Origin of the sequence: uncultured Salinicola sp., assembly GCF_937921195.1 — a bacterium.
GTDB lineage: Bacteria > Pseudomonadota > Gammaproteobacteria > Pseudomonadales > Halomonadaceae > Salinicola.
Genome location: NZ_CALFQK010000146.1, coordinates 1 through 13,440, shown reverse-complemented (window position 1 = coordinate 13,440; position 13,440 = coordinate 1). Strand labels below are relative to the sequence as shown.

Annotated in this window: 15 protein-coding genes; 4 read left to right on the top strand and 11 right to left on the bottom strand. The window is 63.7% G+C overall.

All coding sequences use genetic code 11. The features are described 5' to 3' along the window. Positions 1–1,225 (top strand): PQQ-binding-like beta-propeller repeat protein (locus Q0602_RS16140; protein WP_298845490.1); only part of this gene is annotated, 1,225 nt, incomplete at its 5' end. 118 nt (positions 1,226–1,343) lie between these two features. After that, a complete protein-coding gene (locus Q0602_RS16135) occupies positions 1,344–2,051 on the top strand; it encodes a PepSY domain-containing protein (RefSeq protein ID WP_298845488.1) in 708 nt (235 codons plus the stop codon). A 196-nt stretch (positions 2,052–2,247) separates the two neighbouring features. Here Q0602_RS16135 and Q0602_RS16130 read toward each other — a convergent pair whose 3' ends face one another. Further along, positions 2,248–2,652 carry a four-helix bundle copper-binding protein gene (locus tag Q0602_RS16130; protein WP_215227890.1) on the bottom strand — a complete coding sequence of 135 codons (405 nt, stop codon included), beginning with the start codon at positions 2,650–2,652 and terminating at the stop codon, positions 2,248–2,250. Between the two features lie 229 nt (positions 2,653–2,881). Between Q0602_RS16130 and Q0602_RS16125 the strand changes: the two genes are divergently transcribed. Both Q0602_RS16125 and Q0602_RS16120 read left to right on the top strand, forming a co-directional pair. After that, positions 2,882–4,195 (top strand): hypothetical protein, encoded by a 1,314-nt coding sequence (locus Q0602_RS16125; RefSeq protein WP_298845479.1) that lies wholly within the window; start codon positions 2,882–2,884, stop codon positions 4,193–4,195. A gap of 1 nt (position 4,196) precedes the next feature. After that, positions 4,197–4,715 carry a DUF4142 domain-containing protein gene (locus Q0602_RS16120; protein ID WP_298845478.1) on the top strand — a complete coding sequence of 173 codons (519 nt, stop codon included), beginning with the start codon at positions 4,197–4,199 and terminating at the stop codon, positions 4,713–4,715. Positions 4,716–5,504: 789 nt separating this feature from the next. Here the strand turns inward: Q0602_RS16120 and Q0602_RS16115 are convergent. From Q0602_RS16115 to Q0602_RS16070, 10 genes are all read right to left on the bottom strand, one after another. After that, a complete protein-coding gene (locus Q0602_RS16115) occupies positions 5,505–5,780 on the bottom strand; it encodes a hypothetical protein (protein ID WP_298845476.1) in 276 nt (91 codons plus the stop codon). Between the two features lie 26 nt (positions 5,781–5,806). Continuing rightward, positions 5,807–6,016: a hypothetical protein gene (locus tag Q0602_RS16110; RefSeq protein WP_265558373.1), complete on the bottom strand. Its 210-nt coding sequence runs from the start codon at positions 6,014–6,016 to the stop codon at positions 5,807–5,809. Between the two features lie 634 nt (positions 6,017–6,650). Continuing rightward, complete coding sequence (gene ccoS / locus Q0602_RS16105; protein ID WP_265558372.1) at positions 6,651–6,836, bottom strand: cbb3-type cytochrome oxidase assembly protein CcoS; 186 nt, start codon at positions 6,834–6,836, stop codon at positions 6,651–6,653. Then, positions 6,833–8,962, bottom strand: a complete 2,130-nt coding sequence (locus Q0602_RS16100) for a heavy metal translocating P-type ATPase (protein WP_298845470.1) — start codon at positions 8,960–8,962, stop codon at positions 6,833–6,835. Before Q0602_RS16100 ends, ccoS begins: the two co-directional genes overlap by 4 nt. After that, positions 8,959–9,408: a FixH family protein gene (locus Q0602_RS16095; RefSeq protein WP_265558370.1), complete on the bottom strand. Its 450-nt coding sequence runs from the start codon at positions 9,406–9,408 to the stop codon at positions 8,959–8,961. The genes Q0602_RS16100 and Q0602_RS16095 overlap by 4 nt, the downstream gene beginning before the upstream one ends. Further along, a complete protein-coding gene (gene ccoG / locus Q0602_RS16090; RefSeq protein ID WP_298845467.1) occupies positions 9,405–11,015 on the bottom strand; it encodes a cytochrome c oxidase accessory protein CcoG in 1,611 nt (536 codons plus the stop codon). Before ccoG ends, Q0602_RS16095 begins: the two co-directional genes overlap by 4 nt. Further along, entirely contained in the window at positions 11,002–11,913 is a 912-nt protein-coding gene (ccoP, locus tag Q0602_RS16085; RefSeq protein WP_265558368.1) for a cytochrome-c oxidase, cbb3-type subunit III, read from the bottom strand. The genes ccoG and ccoP overlap by 14 nt, the downstream gene beginning before the upstream one ends. Continuing rightward, positions 11,903–12,082 carry a CcoQ/FixQ family Cbb3-type cytochrome c oxidase assembly chaperone gene (locus tag Q0602_RS16080; RefSeq protein WP_265558367.1) on the bottom strand — a complete coding sequence of 60 codons (180 nt, stop codon included), beginning with the start codon at positions 12,080–12,082 and terminating at the stop codon, positions 11,903–11,905. The genes ccoP and Q0602_RS16080 overlap by 11 nt, the downstream gene beginning before the upstream one ends. Then, the gene (gene ccoO / locus Q0602_RS16075; protein WP_265558366.1) at positions 12,079–12,831 is read right to left on the bottom strand and encodes a cytochrome-c oxidase, cbb3-type subunit II; all 753 of its coding nucleotides are present in this window, start codon (positions 12,829–12,831) and stop codon (positions 12,079–12,081) included. Before ccoO ends, Q0602_RS16080 begins: the two co-directional genes overlap by 4 nt. An 11-nt stretch (positions 12,832–12,842) precedes the next feature. Further along, a partial coding sequence (locus Q0602_RS16070) for a cbb3-type cytochrome c oxidase subunit I (protein ID WP_298845457.1) occupies positions 12,843–13,440 on the bottom strand: 598 nt, incomplete at its 5' end.

Here is a 13,440-nt window from a genome sequence, read left to right as displayed (position 1 = left end):
GGGTGAAGAATTCACCCGCGGTACGCCCAACATGTGGACCACCGCATCGGCCGACGAGGAACTGGGGTTGGTATTCCTTCCGCTGGGCAACAGCGCGGTGGATTACTGGAGCTCGGACCGCAGCCCGCAGGAGAATGCGTTCTCGACATCGCTTGTTGCCCTCGATGCCGAAACGGGCCAGCCACGCTGGAGCTTCCAGACCGTCCACAAGGATGTGTGGGACTACGATCTTGGCAGCCAGGCGACTACCGTCGATCTCCCCGACGGAACGCCTGCGATCATCCTTCCCTCCAAGCAGGGTGAGATTTATCTCCTCGATCGTCGAACTGGGAAGCCGCTCCATCCGGTCGCCGAGAAGCCGGTTCCGCAGGGCGGCGTCGAACCCTCAGAGCGCGCGGCGACGCAACCCTATTCGGGATTTGCCACGCTTCGTAAGCCCTCTTTGGCGGAGCACGACATGTGGGGCATGACGCCGATCGATCAGATGATCTGCCGGATCCAGTATCGCCAGTCAGCCTATGACGGCTACTATACCCCGCCCACATCCGATCGACGCTGGATTCAGTATCCGGGATACAATGGCGGCTCGGACTGGGGGTCGGTCGCGATCGATCCCCGCCGCGGTGTGATCTATGCCAACTACAACGACATGCCCAATCACAACCGGCTTGTTCCCCGAGCGGAAGCCAACCGGAAGGGCTGGAAGCCGCGGGGGCCGAAGGGCAATCTGGGTAAAGGCGGGCCAGAAGGGGCGGGCGATGCGCAGGCAGGGTCGCCCTATGCCATCGACGTGAACGCCGGTTGGCGCTTGGGACTTACCGGACTCCTCTGCAAGGAGCCGCCCTACGGCGGCCTCCGAGCGATCGATATGCGATCCGGCAAAACGCTTTGGGACCGCCCATTCGGATCGGCTCGTTCGAACGGTCCTTGGGGCCTGGCTCTGGGACTTCCCTTCACGATCGGCACGCCCAACAACGGGGGCGGCGTGGTGACGGCAGGTGGCCTGCTGTTCATCGCCGCGACCACCGACAACCTCATTCGTGCCATCGATTTGGAGACAGGCGAAACCGTCTGGTCGGACGTTTTACCTGGCGGAGGGCAGGCCAACGTGATGACCTATGCTGTCGATGGGCGCCAGTATGTCGCTGTCATGGCAGGCGGTCATCATTTCATGGAAACTCCGATCAGCGATGCGTTGGTCACCTATGCCCTTCCTGTGGAGTAGCGCGGGCAGAGTTTGAATGCGTTCGTTGGTCAAGTCGGCGGTTTCGCGACCGTGGCTGGTCTTCTAGGCCGTTTGCGATATTTGCTGAGACTCGAAGTTGATGGGGAAGGGGCAAGACATGGCCTCGCAACGCATGATGCAGCGCTTCGCTCGCTGGCACATCTGGCTCGGATGGGCGGTCGGGTTGCCTTTGCTGATGTGGACAGTGACTGGCCTGTGGATGGTCGCGCGCCCCATTGAGGAAGTGCGCGGCACTCATCTTCGCGCCGACCCCGCGGCCATCAATCCAGCCGGACTGCAATTCCCGGCAACCATCGGCAAACCAATCCGCGAGGCGCGACTGATCTCGCAACCTGGCGGGCCGGCGTGGATCATAACTTCCTCCAACGGGTCCCGGTTGCGTTACTCTGGCAAGCTGGGAACGGTTACGCCGCCGGTCGTGACGGAGGAGGCGCAGCAGATCGCACGGGCGGCGTACAGTGGCCCAGCGAAAGTCGACAATGTAACCTACTTCCCATCGGGAAGGGCCCCGCTAGACTCCCGTTCTGAAGGCTCGGTCTGGCAGGTGCGCTTTGCCGATGGCGCCCGCGTGTATGTGGACGCGACTACCGGCGAGGTTCAGTCGGTACGTACCAACCAGTGGCGGCTCTACGATTTCATGTGGGGCCTGCACATCATGGATCCGGTTACGCGCGAGGACACACACAATCCCTTCGTGATAGCATTCGCCCTTGCCGCTATCGCGGGCACATTGCTCGGATGCATCCTGCTGTTTCGGCGGCGTAAGGCGCGAGTTCGTGTGCCGGTGCCTGCTGCAAAAGAATGATGGGAGCTTGGCTGGATCCAGCACTCACATGGTCGAAATTATGCGGCAACCGATCATCGACAAAAGACGAGATCGGCCACCCGCCTTCGGAGCCTGCCGGAGGCGCCGACTGAAACTGGAAGCACCTGCACTCAGCCCCTGAATCCGAGACCCAGCGGCTTTTCTGCCGCGTCGCCTGGAACCAATCTCTTTATAATCAGCGTATGGAGCCAATTGCCTCTTCGCAGGTCTGCGCACATCGCCGACAGTGCTCAGCACAAATCCCACAATGCTCATGCTTACTCGCGTGCTTCTCGCACTCTTCCGCGCATATGGTGCAGGCGGTTTGGCACGCTCTAATCGCCGCAATGATGACCTCTTCGTTGCTGCCACTGCGGCGAGTTCCAACAGAGCCCGCAGCGAAGCACAAATCGGCGCAGTCGAGGTTCAGGCGAATGCACTGCCGCAGCATCTCAACCTGGTCTTCGGCAGTACATGCATCGGCACACGAGATGCACATCTGCGCACAAGAATAGAACTCCTGAGTGGCGCGAATGAGTACCTCGTTGGTGCTCCCTTGAACTGACGGGTGGGCGGCAATCATGGTGTTCATCTGCGACATGTCGATCCTCCTTTGAGTGCGAGTGGTTCCAGCTGGAATGCTCGATTCAGGTCCGAAGGCCGGGATTTGTTCCCATCAGGGGAGAAGTTTCAGTCGTCTGCAAGGCGTAAGATTGTCGAGCGGCGACGAGGGTCTCTCGCAAGAGTAAACCTATGATATAGAGCATGAAATTGCCGCATCCATTGCACGGCTCGTCGCACGTATTGGACATCTTTCCTCGAGTACCAATTTGACTCTCGTCAGGCACAATTCTGGGAGAGTTTTTGTGAGCTTCAATCCCCTTAAAGAGCGGGGCATCCCACTCGACGCGCAATTGCGTAACTGGTCCGAACTGAACACTGCCCCCTACGACAGTCGGGCTGTGCATCCCTACACCCGCTGCCGCGTCATCGCCATGAACGGCATCGAGGTGGAGGCGATCATTAACTCCCACCAATTCGCACGCCACACCGCTGACGTCGGAATCAAACAGAAGCTGGCGATGGTCCGCCGCATCGAGCAACAGCAGCAGAAGGCCGTCAACTGGCTGATTCCCGGCAATGAAAGCACGATCGAACGGACGATCGGCTACGAGCAGGTGGCGGTCGACCTGACCTCATGGCTGGCTCGACATGAGCCGGACCCGTACCTCAAGAAGGTGTACGAGTTCGCACTGCTCGAGGACTTCGATCACCTCTATCGTTACGCCAATCTGATGGACATGATGGGCGACCATCGCAAGGCGGAGGAGATCACCGGTGACTTGACCGAAATCCTCCCCGGCCGGCCCACGATCTTCGAGCACCGCCACCCGCACGACGAGTTGCGCCGTCCCATGACGCTCAAGGCTGCCGACACGCAATCGGTGATGAACGCGATCACCATCGTCGCCGCCGAGCAGCAGACGATGAACTTCTACATGAACGACGGCAACGTCCCCGAGGACCCACTGGCGCGCGGCCTCTACCTCGAAATCGCGCAGATCGAGGAAGAGCACGTCACTCACTACGAATCGATTCTCGATCCGACGCTGAGTTGGCTCACCAACCTGGTGCTGCACGAATACAACGAGTGCTGGCTGTACTGGTCCTGCATGCAGACCGAAGACGACAACCGCATCAAGGCGCTGTGGGAGCTTCACCTCAACATGGAGATCGAGCACCTGCGAACCGCCTGCGAGATGCTCAAGGACGTGGAGGGCGTGGAGGCCGAAAGCTTCCTGCCCGCACAAGGTATGCCCGAGCCGATGCGGTTCGAGCCGAACAAGGAGTACGTGCGCGAGGTGCTGCGCAATCAGGTGGAATGGACGGCCTACGACGCGAAATTCTTGCCCATCAACGACCTACCGCCTGACCATCGATACTTCGACTACCAGCGCAAGGTCAACGAAGGCGGCGTGCCAAGCGAGCAGGTCATCGAGCGGCACCGCGAGCAGTTGGGCGGTGAGTATCGTTTCACGACCGAGGGTGAGCATCCGGTCGAGCCGCTGCGTGAAAATGGCGACCACGACCGCTATGCCTATCACCAGGCAATCAATCGCAGCCCCGCACTCGAGGAGGCCTGAGATGGGTGAGATCAAGAACACGATGCAAGAGGCGCTTGACACCGTCGCCGGGATGGCTGGCAAGATGAGCGCCGCGGCCACCACGAGCGCCGACAGCTTCGTCGAGAGCGCGGCAATCGGCGACATCTACGAGCGGACTGCTGCGCAAATTGCAATGGAGCGCGCCAGCAATTTCGAGGTGAAGGCATTCGCCGCCAAGATGCTGGCCGATCACACCACCAGCACGCACCAGCTAGAGGCCGGGCTGGAGATGAACGAGACGCGCGGCGTTGCCGCACCGCCGATGGAACCCGATGCGCGGCGGACCAGGATGCTCGACCATCTGGCACAGGCGCCAGAGGAATCACTGGACGCAACTTACCTCGACCAGCAAGTGCTGGCGCACGAGGAGACCGCGACGCTGATGCGCAATTACGCACGGAGCGGCGACAATCCGCAGCTCGTGTCGTTTGCCGAGGGCACTCTTCCGGTCGTCGAGCGGCACTTGGCCGCAGCGAAAGATCTCCGCGCCCGAATCTAGCACATTCAGCAGGTTCCAATTAGGCGGTGAGGTCGCTTGAAATCCCGGCATACCCTCGTCGTCCGTGCTCTCGTCGAGGTGATTGCTCTCGATACAGGTAGCTTAGCAAAGCATGCTGCTCGCTCTCTGAGCAATGAGTCGAGATCCGAAATCTACGCTGGAAAAGGTCTCCGTCAGGGCTGTGGATAACTCCGAGGCCGGGGGTATCCTTGGGGGTATTCTAAGTTCCGTAAGAGAAGAATCGTTTAGATGTCAGTTCTTTACAGACAGGCTCTTGATCCCTCCTCCGCTACCAGGAAATAGCGTCCGCATGTGTTCGCTTGCGTCCGTATACATCCGGATTGTTTACCCAAATCGCTGATTTCAATAACAGATGTGCTACCACGCCAATTCGCTTGGGGCCGTATGCGTCCGTATGTGTTCGCTTGAAGCCGGGGCCTTTATGGGGGTATTTTGGGGGTATCCTCGGGCAGTGCGAAATCAGGCGAGACCCCCAGCTGCGGTCTGTGGCTCACAGCCGGATTCTCACGCTAGTGCAACGGCGTGCCCCAGCCCTTCCGCAACGGGATTGGTCGGAAAGATCCCAATTATTTAACGTGAGTTCGAGTCCCGCCTGAGGATTCGAACAGAGGTGGCCGACTTTGGGGCAGGGGAGGACACAACCTATTCATTCCTAGGATGACCGCTTTGCGCCCCAATTTCGGACGTTCAGAATTGCCGCCGCGGATCCCGAAAGCGGTCATCGTCGCCAGCCCGGCGGTGCTAACTTTCGGGTCTGTTCGCACGAGCCTAGGCCGCCGCGTCCACCACGGTGTTGGCCTCGCCGCCGAGCACGAAGACCCAGATGACGATGCAGGCTATCCAGCCGGCGTTGAAGATCACGATTGCAGTCCATACCGCTGCCGATGTCGCCCTTCGCCGTCCCGGCCCGCGCACCATCTCGCCCGGCCTGTCGCCTCGGAACACGCGCGCGACATCGCGCAGGTGGAGCAGGAGCCAGATCCCCGCCGCCAGGCTGATGACGGCGAAGAATGCTATGAGGGCGGGAAGGAACCACAGGGGCATAGGAGGGTCTCCGTGTTGCGCCGTGATCAGACGGCCGAGCTGAAACGGCGCGCGGTTTGCGAACGGTGTCCGTCCAGCAGTGCGCATACGGTGCGGGCGTGGAGCAGCCCGTCCGGGGTGATGGTGAGCAGGCTGTCGTCGAGGTGGACGAGACCTGGGTCGCGGAAGAGATCCAGTGCGTCGATGAGCACGTCGTCCGATATCGGACCGAAATCCGTCGCGGCGCGGTAGAGCACGTTATGCCACCCCGTAGCAGGTCGTCTGCCAAACGGACCACGCCAGCCGTCGTCGCCAACCGACCCTGACCGTCCAGCATCCTGTAGCGCCCGCTGTTCTTCTCGTTCTGTGCTAGGAGGTCCGGGAAGCTGCTGATCGCCGAACAGCCGAGCCCGATCAGGATCATCGACGGATCATCAGTGAACCCTTGGAAGTTACGGCGCAGATTCCCTTCCGCGCGGGCAAGGGCGAGGGGGTCGCCGGGCTTGGCGAAGTGGTCGACACCGATGGCGTCGTAGCCATGCCCGGTTAGTACCTCATGACCCAGCCACGCCATGCCAAAGCGCTCCTCCTGTCCCGCGAGCGTGGCGGTGTCGTTCATGCGCTGCCGCGGGACGAGGTGCGGCACGTGGGCGTAGCCGAACAGCGCAATGCGGTCAGGCTCCAGAGCGACCGATCTCGTCAGGCTGTCGTAGAGGTCGTCCTGCGATTGTCCCGATAGCCCATACTTGAGGCCGAAGTTGAGCGAGGTCACGCCGTGCCGACGCAGGAGATTTACGGCCTCGCCGATTAGGACTTCGGACCGAACCCTGCCGATGGCCGCCTGGCAACGGGTTGCGAAGAGGGTCGCAACCCGTTCGAAGATGCCGGTCCTCATCGGCAAACTTCCTTTTTCTCGTCGGCTCTTCCGGCCAGATCCTCCTCCTCTTCGATCAGGATGCGGTTCGCCGCTCCTTCTAGGTCCTCGAACTGCCCGTCCCGCATGGCCCAGAAGAAAAGGGCGAGTCCGGCACCGCCGAGACCCAACGCGACCGGTATCAGGAAGACGAGGATGTTCACGGCCTGCTTCCGGTCTTCGCCAGCCGCAGCGAGTTGCCGACGACGATCAGGGAACTGAGCGACATGGCTATCGCCGCGATCAGGGGCGTGACGAGGCCGGCGATCGCCAGCGGCACGGCGAGCACGTTGTAGCCGATCGCGAAGCCGAAGTTCTGGCGAACAATGCGCATGGTCCGGCGCGCGATCGCGACCGCCGCCACGACGGGCATTAATGACCTGCCGACGAAAACCGCATCCGCCGCCTGCTGGCTCACGTCGCTGGCCGTGCCGGGCGCGATGGAGGCATGTGCTGCCGCCATGGCAGGTCCGTCGTTGATCCCGTCCCCTACCATGAGGGGTCGATGCCCGTCCGCCTTCAGCGCCTCGAGCAGGGCCAGCTTGCTCTCGGGACGCTTCCCGCCTTCGCCGATGATGCCGAGTTCTGCGGCGAGCGCTTCGACCGCCGCGTCCCGGTCGCCCGACACGATCCTGCTGCGCACGCCCATGGCGCGAAGCGCGTCGAGGGTCGGGGTCGCGTCCTCGCGCACAGGATCGGTGAATGTGATCTCGACGCTTTCCGAACCGATGCTCAGGATCGTAGCGAGGCTTGCTCGATCCTCTCGTCCGCGTGTCAGCGATACGGGAACCTTACCGAGCAATCCGCTGACGCCCCGTCCTGGCACCTCGGCGACCGCCGTGGGCGAGGCGGGCCGGATGCCGGTCGCCTCGACGGCGGTTGCGATACCCCTGCTGAGGGGATGCCGGCTGGACTGCGCCAGTGCGAGACCGATCGCCTTCTGTTCCGGCGTCAGATGGCCGATGGCGGCGATGGGTTCGCCCTGCGTCAGCGTACCGGTCTTGTCGAACAGCGCCGTATCGATTTCGGCCAGCCTTTCGAGCGCGCTGCCGTCCTTCACCAGGAGCCCGCGCCGGGCGAGCGCGCCCGATGCCACCACCTGCGCGGCCGGGACGGCGAGTCCCAGAGCGCAGGGGCAGGTGATGATGAGCACCGCGATCGCGATCACCAACGACTGGTGCCAGCCCGCCCCCGCGATCATCCAGCCGGCGAACGCGGCCAGCGCTAGCGTATGCACCGCGGGGGCGTATAGGCGGGAAGCGCGATCCGCAACGCGGACGTAGCGGCTGCGCGACTGTCCCGCTTCGTCCATCATCCGCGCTATCCCTGCGATCGCCGTGTCGGACGAGGCGGCGGTCACGCGTACGTGGATGGGATCGCCTAGGTTGATGGATCCGGCAAGCACCGTATCGCCCTCGCGGACGGACTGGGGTGCGCTCTCGCCGGTGAGCATTGAGTTGTCGACCGCGCTCCGCCCGTCCTGGACGACGCCGTCCGCTGCCAACGCTTCGCCGGCCGCCACGAGCATGACCATCCCCTTTTCGAGATCTTCCGCAGCGAGGTTTCGGGTGGAGCCGTCCTCCGTCAGCACGCGGGCGGACTTCCCCATCCGCGAAAGCAGCGCACCGATGCCGGCCCGCGTCCGGTCGCGCATCGTCGCGTCGAGCGCACGTCCTGCGAGGAGGAAGAACAGCAGCATGACCGCGCTGTCGAAGTAGGCGTGGTCGCCTCCGATCACCGTCTCGTGGACACTGAGCGCGGTGGCCAGCAGGACGCCGATCGAGATCGGCACGTCCATGTTCGTCCGGCGATGGCGCAATGCCGCGACCGCGCTCGCGAAGAAAGGTCGTCCGGCATAGGCCACCACCGGCAGGGCGATGAGTGCGGACACCCAGTGGAACAGTTCCCTGGTGACGCCTCCTGCGCCCGACCACACGCTCACCGACAGCAGCATGATGTTCATCATACCGAAGCCGGCCACCGCCAGAGCGCGAAGGAGCATGCGGCTTTCGCCATCGTCTTTCGGAACACTTTCGAGGTCGACGACCTGGGCCTCGAAACCGATCCTGCCGAGTGCACCCAGCAGATACTCGGAGTCCACTTCGGGGCCGTGCCTGATGGCGACCCTCTTGGCGGACAGGTTGACGCGCGCGGCTTCGACCCCATCCAGTTCGAGCAGGCCGCGTTCTATCCTGGCGATGCATGCCGCACACCGCATTCCCGGAACGACGAAGCGACTGTCGAGGGATTCCGCAGGTCGGGGCACACCCGGGTTTGCCGGGGCATTCACTGCAGATGCTCCTCGGTCGACCAGGTCCGCCGGTCCGGGGAGACGATCGTCAGCCGGACGATCCAGCGTCCCTCGTCCAGGGGCTGACGCGCGATGTATCGTCCGGGCGCCGTCTCGATGAAGGCCAGCTTGGTGGTCTCCGGTCGCCCCAGGGGGCGACGCGCCGCGGCGGTGACGGTGGCGCCAGCGGGTGCTGCGGAGGTCGCCACCTCGAGACGAGCGTCGTCGTTGCGGGTGATCCGCGCGGACCATCCGAAGGCCTTCTGTCGCCTAGCGGTATCGAGCCACCCGTTGAATTCCTGGCTGGCGACATAGGAGTTCTCGACGATGACGCCCCCGAAGCCGCGCACCGCGAGCGTCGCCATGAAGAGGTTGACCGCTATGATGATGCCGAACCCCGACACGATGATCATGGCCATGTGCCTGCCGGTGAATTCGCGCTTCATTGCCCGCTTCCGGGAGCATCAAACCGCGCCTCCGCCGCCGCGCTCTCCCGCTGTTCGTCGCGCGACGTCACGGTGAAGTCGAAGTCCTGCGTTGACGCTCCTTTGGGTACGACGACGTACGCCCGCACTGTCAGCACCTCGTCGGCGGGAACGGTTTTCACCTGGGTCCGCGCCGCCGCATCGCGCCCGCCCATGTCGGTCCACATCACTGCGCCAGGAAGGCCGTCGATCGCGATCTCCATCTCGCGTGGACGGCTCTCCATGTTGCGCAGCTTGATCGTGTAGGAGTTGCGCACCGATCCGTCGCTCATCAGGATGTAGGGCGGGTTGCGATCCGGGGAGACCGATAGTCCCACGTGGTTGCGGACACCGAGCGCGAACAGCATGGCGAGGCCGATGCTTCCCCAGATCAGGAAGTACGCGATCGTACGGGGTCGCAGGAGGGTCCTGTAGGGGGAGGGTGTGGGCTCGCCGTTCGCCTCCTTTTCGCAGTCCTCCAGTGTGGCGTAGTCGATCAGTCCGCGTGGGCGGCCGATGTCCGCCATCACCCTGTCGCAGGCGTCGATGCACAGCGCGCAGGTGATGCAGCCGACCTGAGGACCTTCGCGGATGTCGATCCCTGTGGGACAGACGGCGACGCATTGCAGGCAGTCGATGCAGTCGCCGAACTCGCCGGGGTTCCTCTGGGCCTTCTTGACGCTGCCGCGCGGTTCGCCGCGCCAGTCCTTGTAGGTGACCAGCAGCGACTTCTCGTCCATCATCGCGGTCTGGATGCGGGGCCAGGGGCACATGTAGATGCACACCTGTTCGCGCATGAACCCGCCGAGCGTGAAGGTGGTGAGCGTGAGGATGGCGACGGTGATGTAGGCCGCGGGTGCCGCCTCGCCCGCCCAGAAGTCGCGCACCAGCGTCGGCGCATCGGCGAAGTACATGATCCATGCGCCACCGGTCCAGAAGCTGATGACGAGGTAGATCGCATACTTGAACGTCCGCTTGGCGAGCTTTCCGGGGCCTAGGGGTGCCGCGTCCAGCCTGATCCGTGCGTTGCGATCGCCGTCGACTAGACGGTCGACGTGCTGGAACAGGTCGGTCCACACGGTCTGCGGGCAGGCGTATCCGCACCATGCGCGGCCCACCGCGCTGGTGACGAGGAAGAGGCCGAGCGCCGCCATGATGAGGAGGCCGGCGACGTAGTAGAACTCGTGCGGCCATATCTCGATGCCGAACATGTAGAAGCGGCGGTTGGCGAGATCGACGAGCACCCCCTGGTCGGGTGCGTAGGGGCCGCGGTCCCATCGTATCCAGGGCGTGCCGTAGTAGATCGCCAGGGTGACGGCCATGACGAACCACTTGAAGCGGCGGAAGGGTCCGTCGATCCGCTTGTTGTGGACCTTCGTGCGCTTCTCGAAGAGCTTGTTCGGCAGATGCTGGCGCGGCGGCTCGTGCGGTTCGTGGCGCAGCGTCGTCGATTCGGGTTCGGCCACCGCGCTCGAGACCGGCTCGTTCGTCTTCGCCCGTCCGTCCTCGACGACGACCGACCAGTCGCGGTCCCCGCCCTCCCGGCGCGGCGGAGCGCTCGACGCGCGACCGGGATCACGGTTCCGCATCGACCTCCACCGTGGGATTCTCGGCGACCTCGACTAGCTCCTCGCCGCCGCCCAGGGACCAGACGTAGGCCGAGAGCATCTTGATCGTGACCGGATCGAGACGGCCGCTCCAGTGGGGCATCCTCCCCATCCTCGGTTCCAGTATCTGGGCACGTATGTCGGCAGGAGAATTGCCGTAGAGCCAGATCGCGTCGTTCAGACGTGGCGCGCCGAGTTCGCGGTTCCCTTCGCCGGCGGCGCCGTGGCAGGCGCTGCAGTTGTCCCGGTAGGTCTGCGCACCCGCGCTGGATGAGGTCCCCCGCCCATCGAGCGAGAGCACGTGGTTCACGAGCGCGTCCAGCTGGGACCGTTCGAACGCCCCGGCGAACGGTGGCATGATGCTGGTGCGGGTGTCGTCCACGCCTGGAGCTCGGATGCCGTTCACGAGGGTGTATTCGATCGCCTTGAGATCGCCGCCCCAGAGCCAGTCGTCGTCGTTCAGATTGGGGTAGCCGAGCGTCTGGCTTCCGGCCGCCCCCGACCCGTGGCATTGCGAGCAGTGGACCTGGAAGGCGGAGCGGCCCCCGGCTACCGCTTGTGCGAACAGTTCGCTGTTCTCCGGCAGGCGCTCCACCGGTATGCGGGCGAGCTCCTCGCGCATCGTGGTGCGGGCCTGATCGACGACGCTCATCTCCTCGGCCAGTTCGCCGCGGCTGGACCAGCCCAGTACGCCTTCCGTAGCCCTGTCGCCGAGCGGCCATGCCGGGTAGAGCACGACATAGACCACGCCCCAGACGATGGTGAGGTAGAGCGTCCACAGCCACCAGCGCGGCATCGGCGTGTCGAGCTCCTCGATGCCGTCCCATTCGTGCCCGACGGTCGGCGTTCCAGTCGCCTCGTCTATGCGCTTATCGGCCATGGTCTCGCCCCTCGATCTCGTCGTCGCGGAATATCAGGTGCGCCGCCTCCCGGTTCTGCTGCTTCGCGCCCGGGCGGAACACCCACAGGCACAGGCCGAGGAACAGGACGAGGAGTCCGATCAGCCCGTAGCTGTCGGCGAGATGGCGCAGTTGGTCGTACAGGCTCATCGCCCCTTCTCCTCTGCCAGCCGTTCCTGCGCCGCAGCGCTGTCAACGTCGACCAGCGTGCCGAGCATCTGCAGGTAGGCGACGAGCGCGTCCATCTCGGTCACGCGACCGGGATCGCCATCGAAGTCGCGGACCTGTGCCTTGGGGTAGCGTCGCTGGAAGTCCTCGACGTCGCCATCGGCGTCCGGATTGGCCTGGAGCACGATGTCCGCCATCGCCTGGCCTATGTCGCGGTCGGAATAGGGGACACCCACCCGCCGCAGCGCCAGCAGCATGTCGGCGGCGTTGTCCGTGTCGAGCCTGGTCCTGCCGAGGAAGGAGTACTGCGGCATGATGCTCTCCGGCACGACGCTCTGCGGATCCTCGAGATGCTGCACATGCCATTCGTCCGAATACCTGCCGCCGACGCGCGCGAGGTCGGGGCCGGTGCGCTTGGAACCCCACTGGAACGGATGGTCGTACATGCTCTCGGCAGCGAGGCTGTAGTGCCCGTATCGTTCCACCTCGTCCCGGAAAGGCCGGATCATCTGGCTGTGGCAGGAGTAGCACCCCTCCCGCACGTAGATGTTGCGTCCCGCCTGCTCGAGCGGCGTGTAGGGCCGCATGCCCTCGACTTCCTCGATCGTGTTGTCGATCCAGAACAGGGGCGCGATCTCGACGATCCCTCCTATCGCCACGGCTATGAAGGAGAAGATCGCGAGGAGGTTGATGTTCTTCTCCAGCTTCTTGTGCTGGGATGCGAGACCCATGGCGTTCCGTCCTATTCCGCTGGTTCGGGGATGGCCGACCCGGCGAGGGGGCGGTCCTTGTCGGAATCGTAGGCGGGCATTGCGCCCATCGGCGCCTCCTCGCGGAGCCGGCCTGCTATCGTCATCCAGACGTTGAAACCCATGATGACGGCACCGGCGAGGTACATCGCCCCGCCGACGGCTCGGATGATGTAGAGCTCGTGCAGGGCCGCGACGGTCTCGGCGAAGCTGTTCACCAGGTATCCGTCCGCGCCGTATTCGCGCCACATCAGCCCCTGGGTGATGCCGGCCACCCACATGCTGGCCGCGTAGAAGACGATGCCGAGTGTCGCGAGCCAGAAGTGCCAGTTGATCATGCGCAGCGAATACATCCGCTCGCGCTTCCACAGGCGCGGCACGAGGAAGTAGACCGCGGCGAAGCTGATCAGCCCGTTCCATCCCAGTGCGCCCGAATGCACGTGGCCCACTGTCCAGTCGGTGTAGTGCGAGAGCGAATTGACCGCCTTGATGCTGAGCATCGGCCCTTCGAAGGTGGCCATGCCGTAGAAGGCCATCGCCATGACCATCATCCGGATGATCGGATCGGTGCGGACCTTGTCCCATGCCCCG

Bases quoted from the DNA above. Each gene is read 5' to 3' on its own strand.
- Q0602_RS16080 (WP_265558367.1), bottom strand. From the start codon at position 12,082: ATGAGCCTGTACGACCAACTGCGCCATCTCGCCGACAGCTACGGGCTG.
- Q0602_RS16130 (WP_215227890.1), bottom strand. From the start codon at position 2,652: ATGTCGCAGATGAACACCATGATTGCCGCCCACCCGTCAGTTCAAGGG.
- ccoO (WP_265558366.1), bottom strand. From the start codon at position 12,831: ATGGGTCTCGCATCCCAGCACAAGAAGCTGGAGAAGAACATCAACCTC.
- ccoG (WP_298845467.1), bottom strand. From the start codon at position 11,015: ATGCGGAACCGTGATCCCGGTCGCGCGTCGAGCGCTCCGCCGCGCCGG.
- ccoP (WP_265558368.1), bottom strand. From the start codon at position 11,913: ATGGCCGATAAGCGCATAGACGAGGCGACTGGAACGCCGACCGTCGGG.
- Q0602_RS16135 (WP_298845488.1), top strand. From the start codon at position 1,344: ATGGCCTCGCAACGCATGATGCAGCGCTTCGCTCGCTGGCACATCTGG.
- Q0602_RS16115 (WP_298845476.1), bottom strand. From the start codon at position 5,780: ATGCCCCTGTGGTTCCTTCCCGCCCTCATAGCATTCTTCGCCGTCATC.
- Q0602_RS16095 (WP_265558370.1), bottom strand. From the start codon at position 9,408: ATGAAGCGCGAATTCACCGGCAGGCACATGGCCATGATCATCGTGTCG.
- Q0602_RS16120 (WP_298845478.1), top strand. From the start codon at position 4,197: ATGGGTGAGATCAAGAACACGATGCAAGAGGCGCTTGACACCGTCGCC.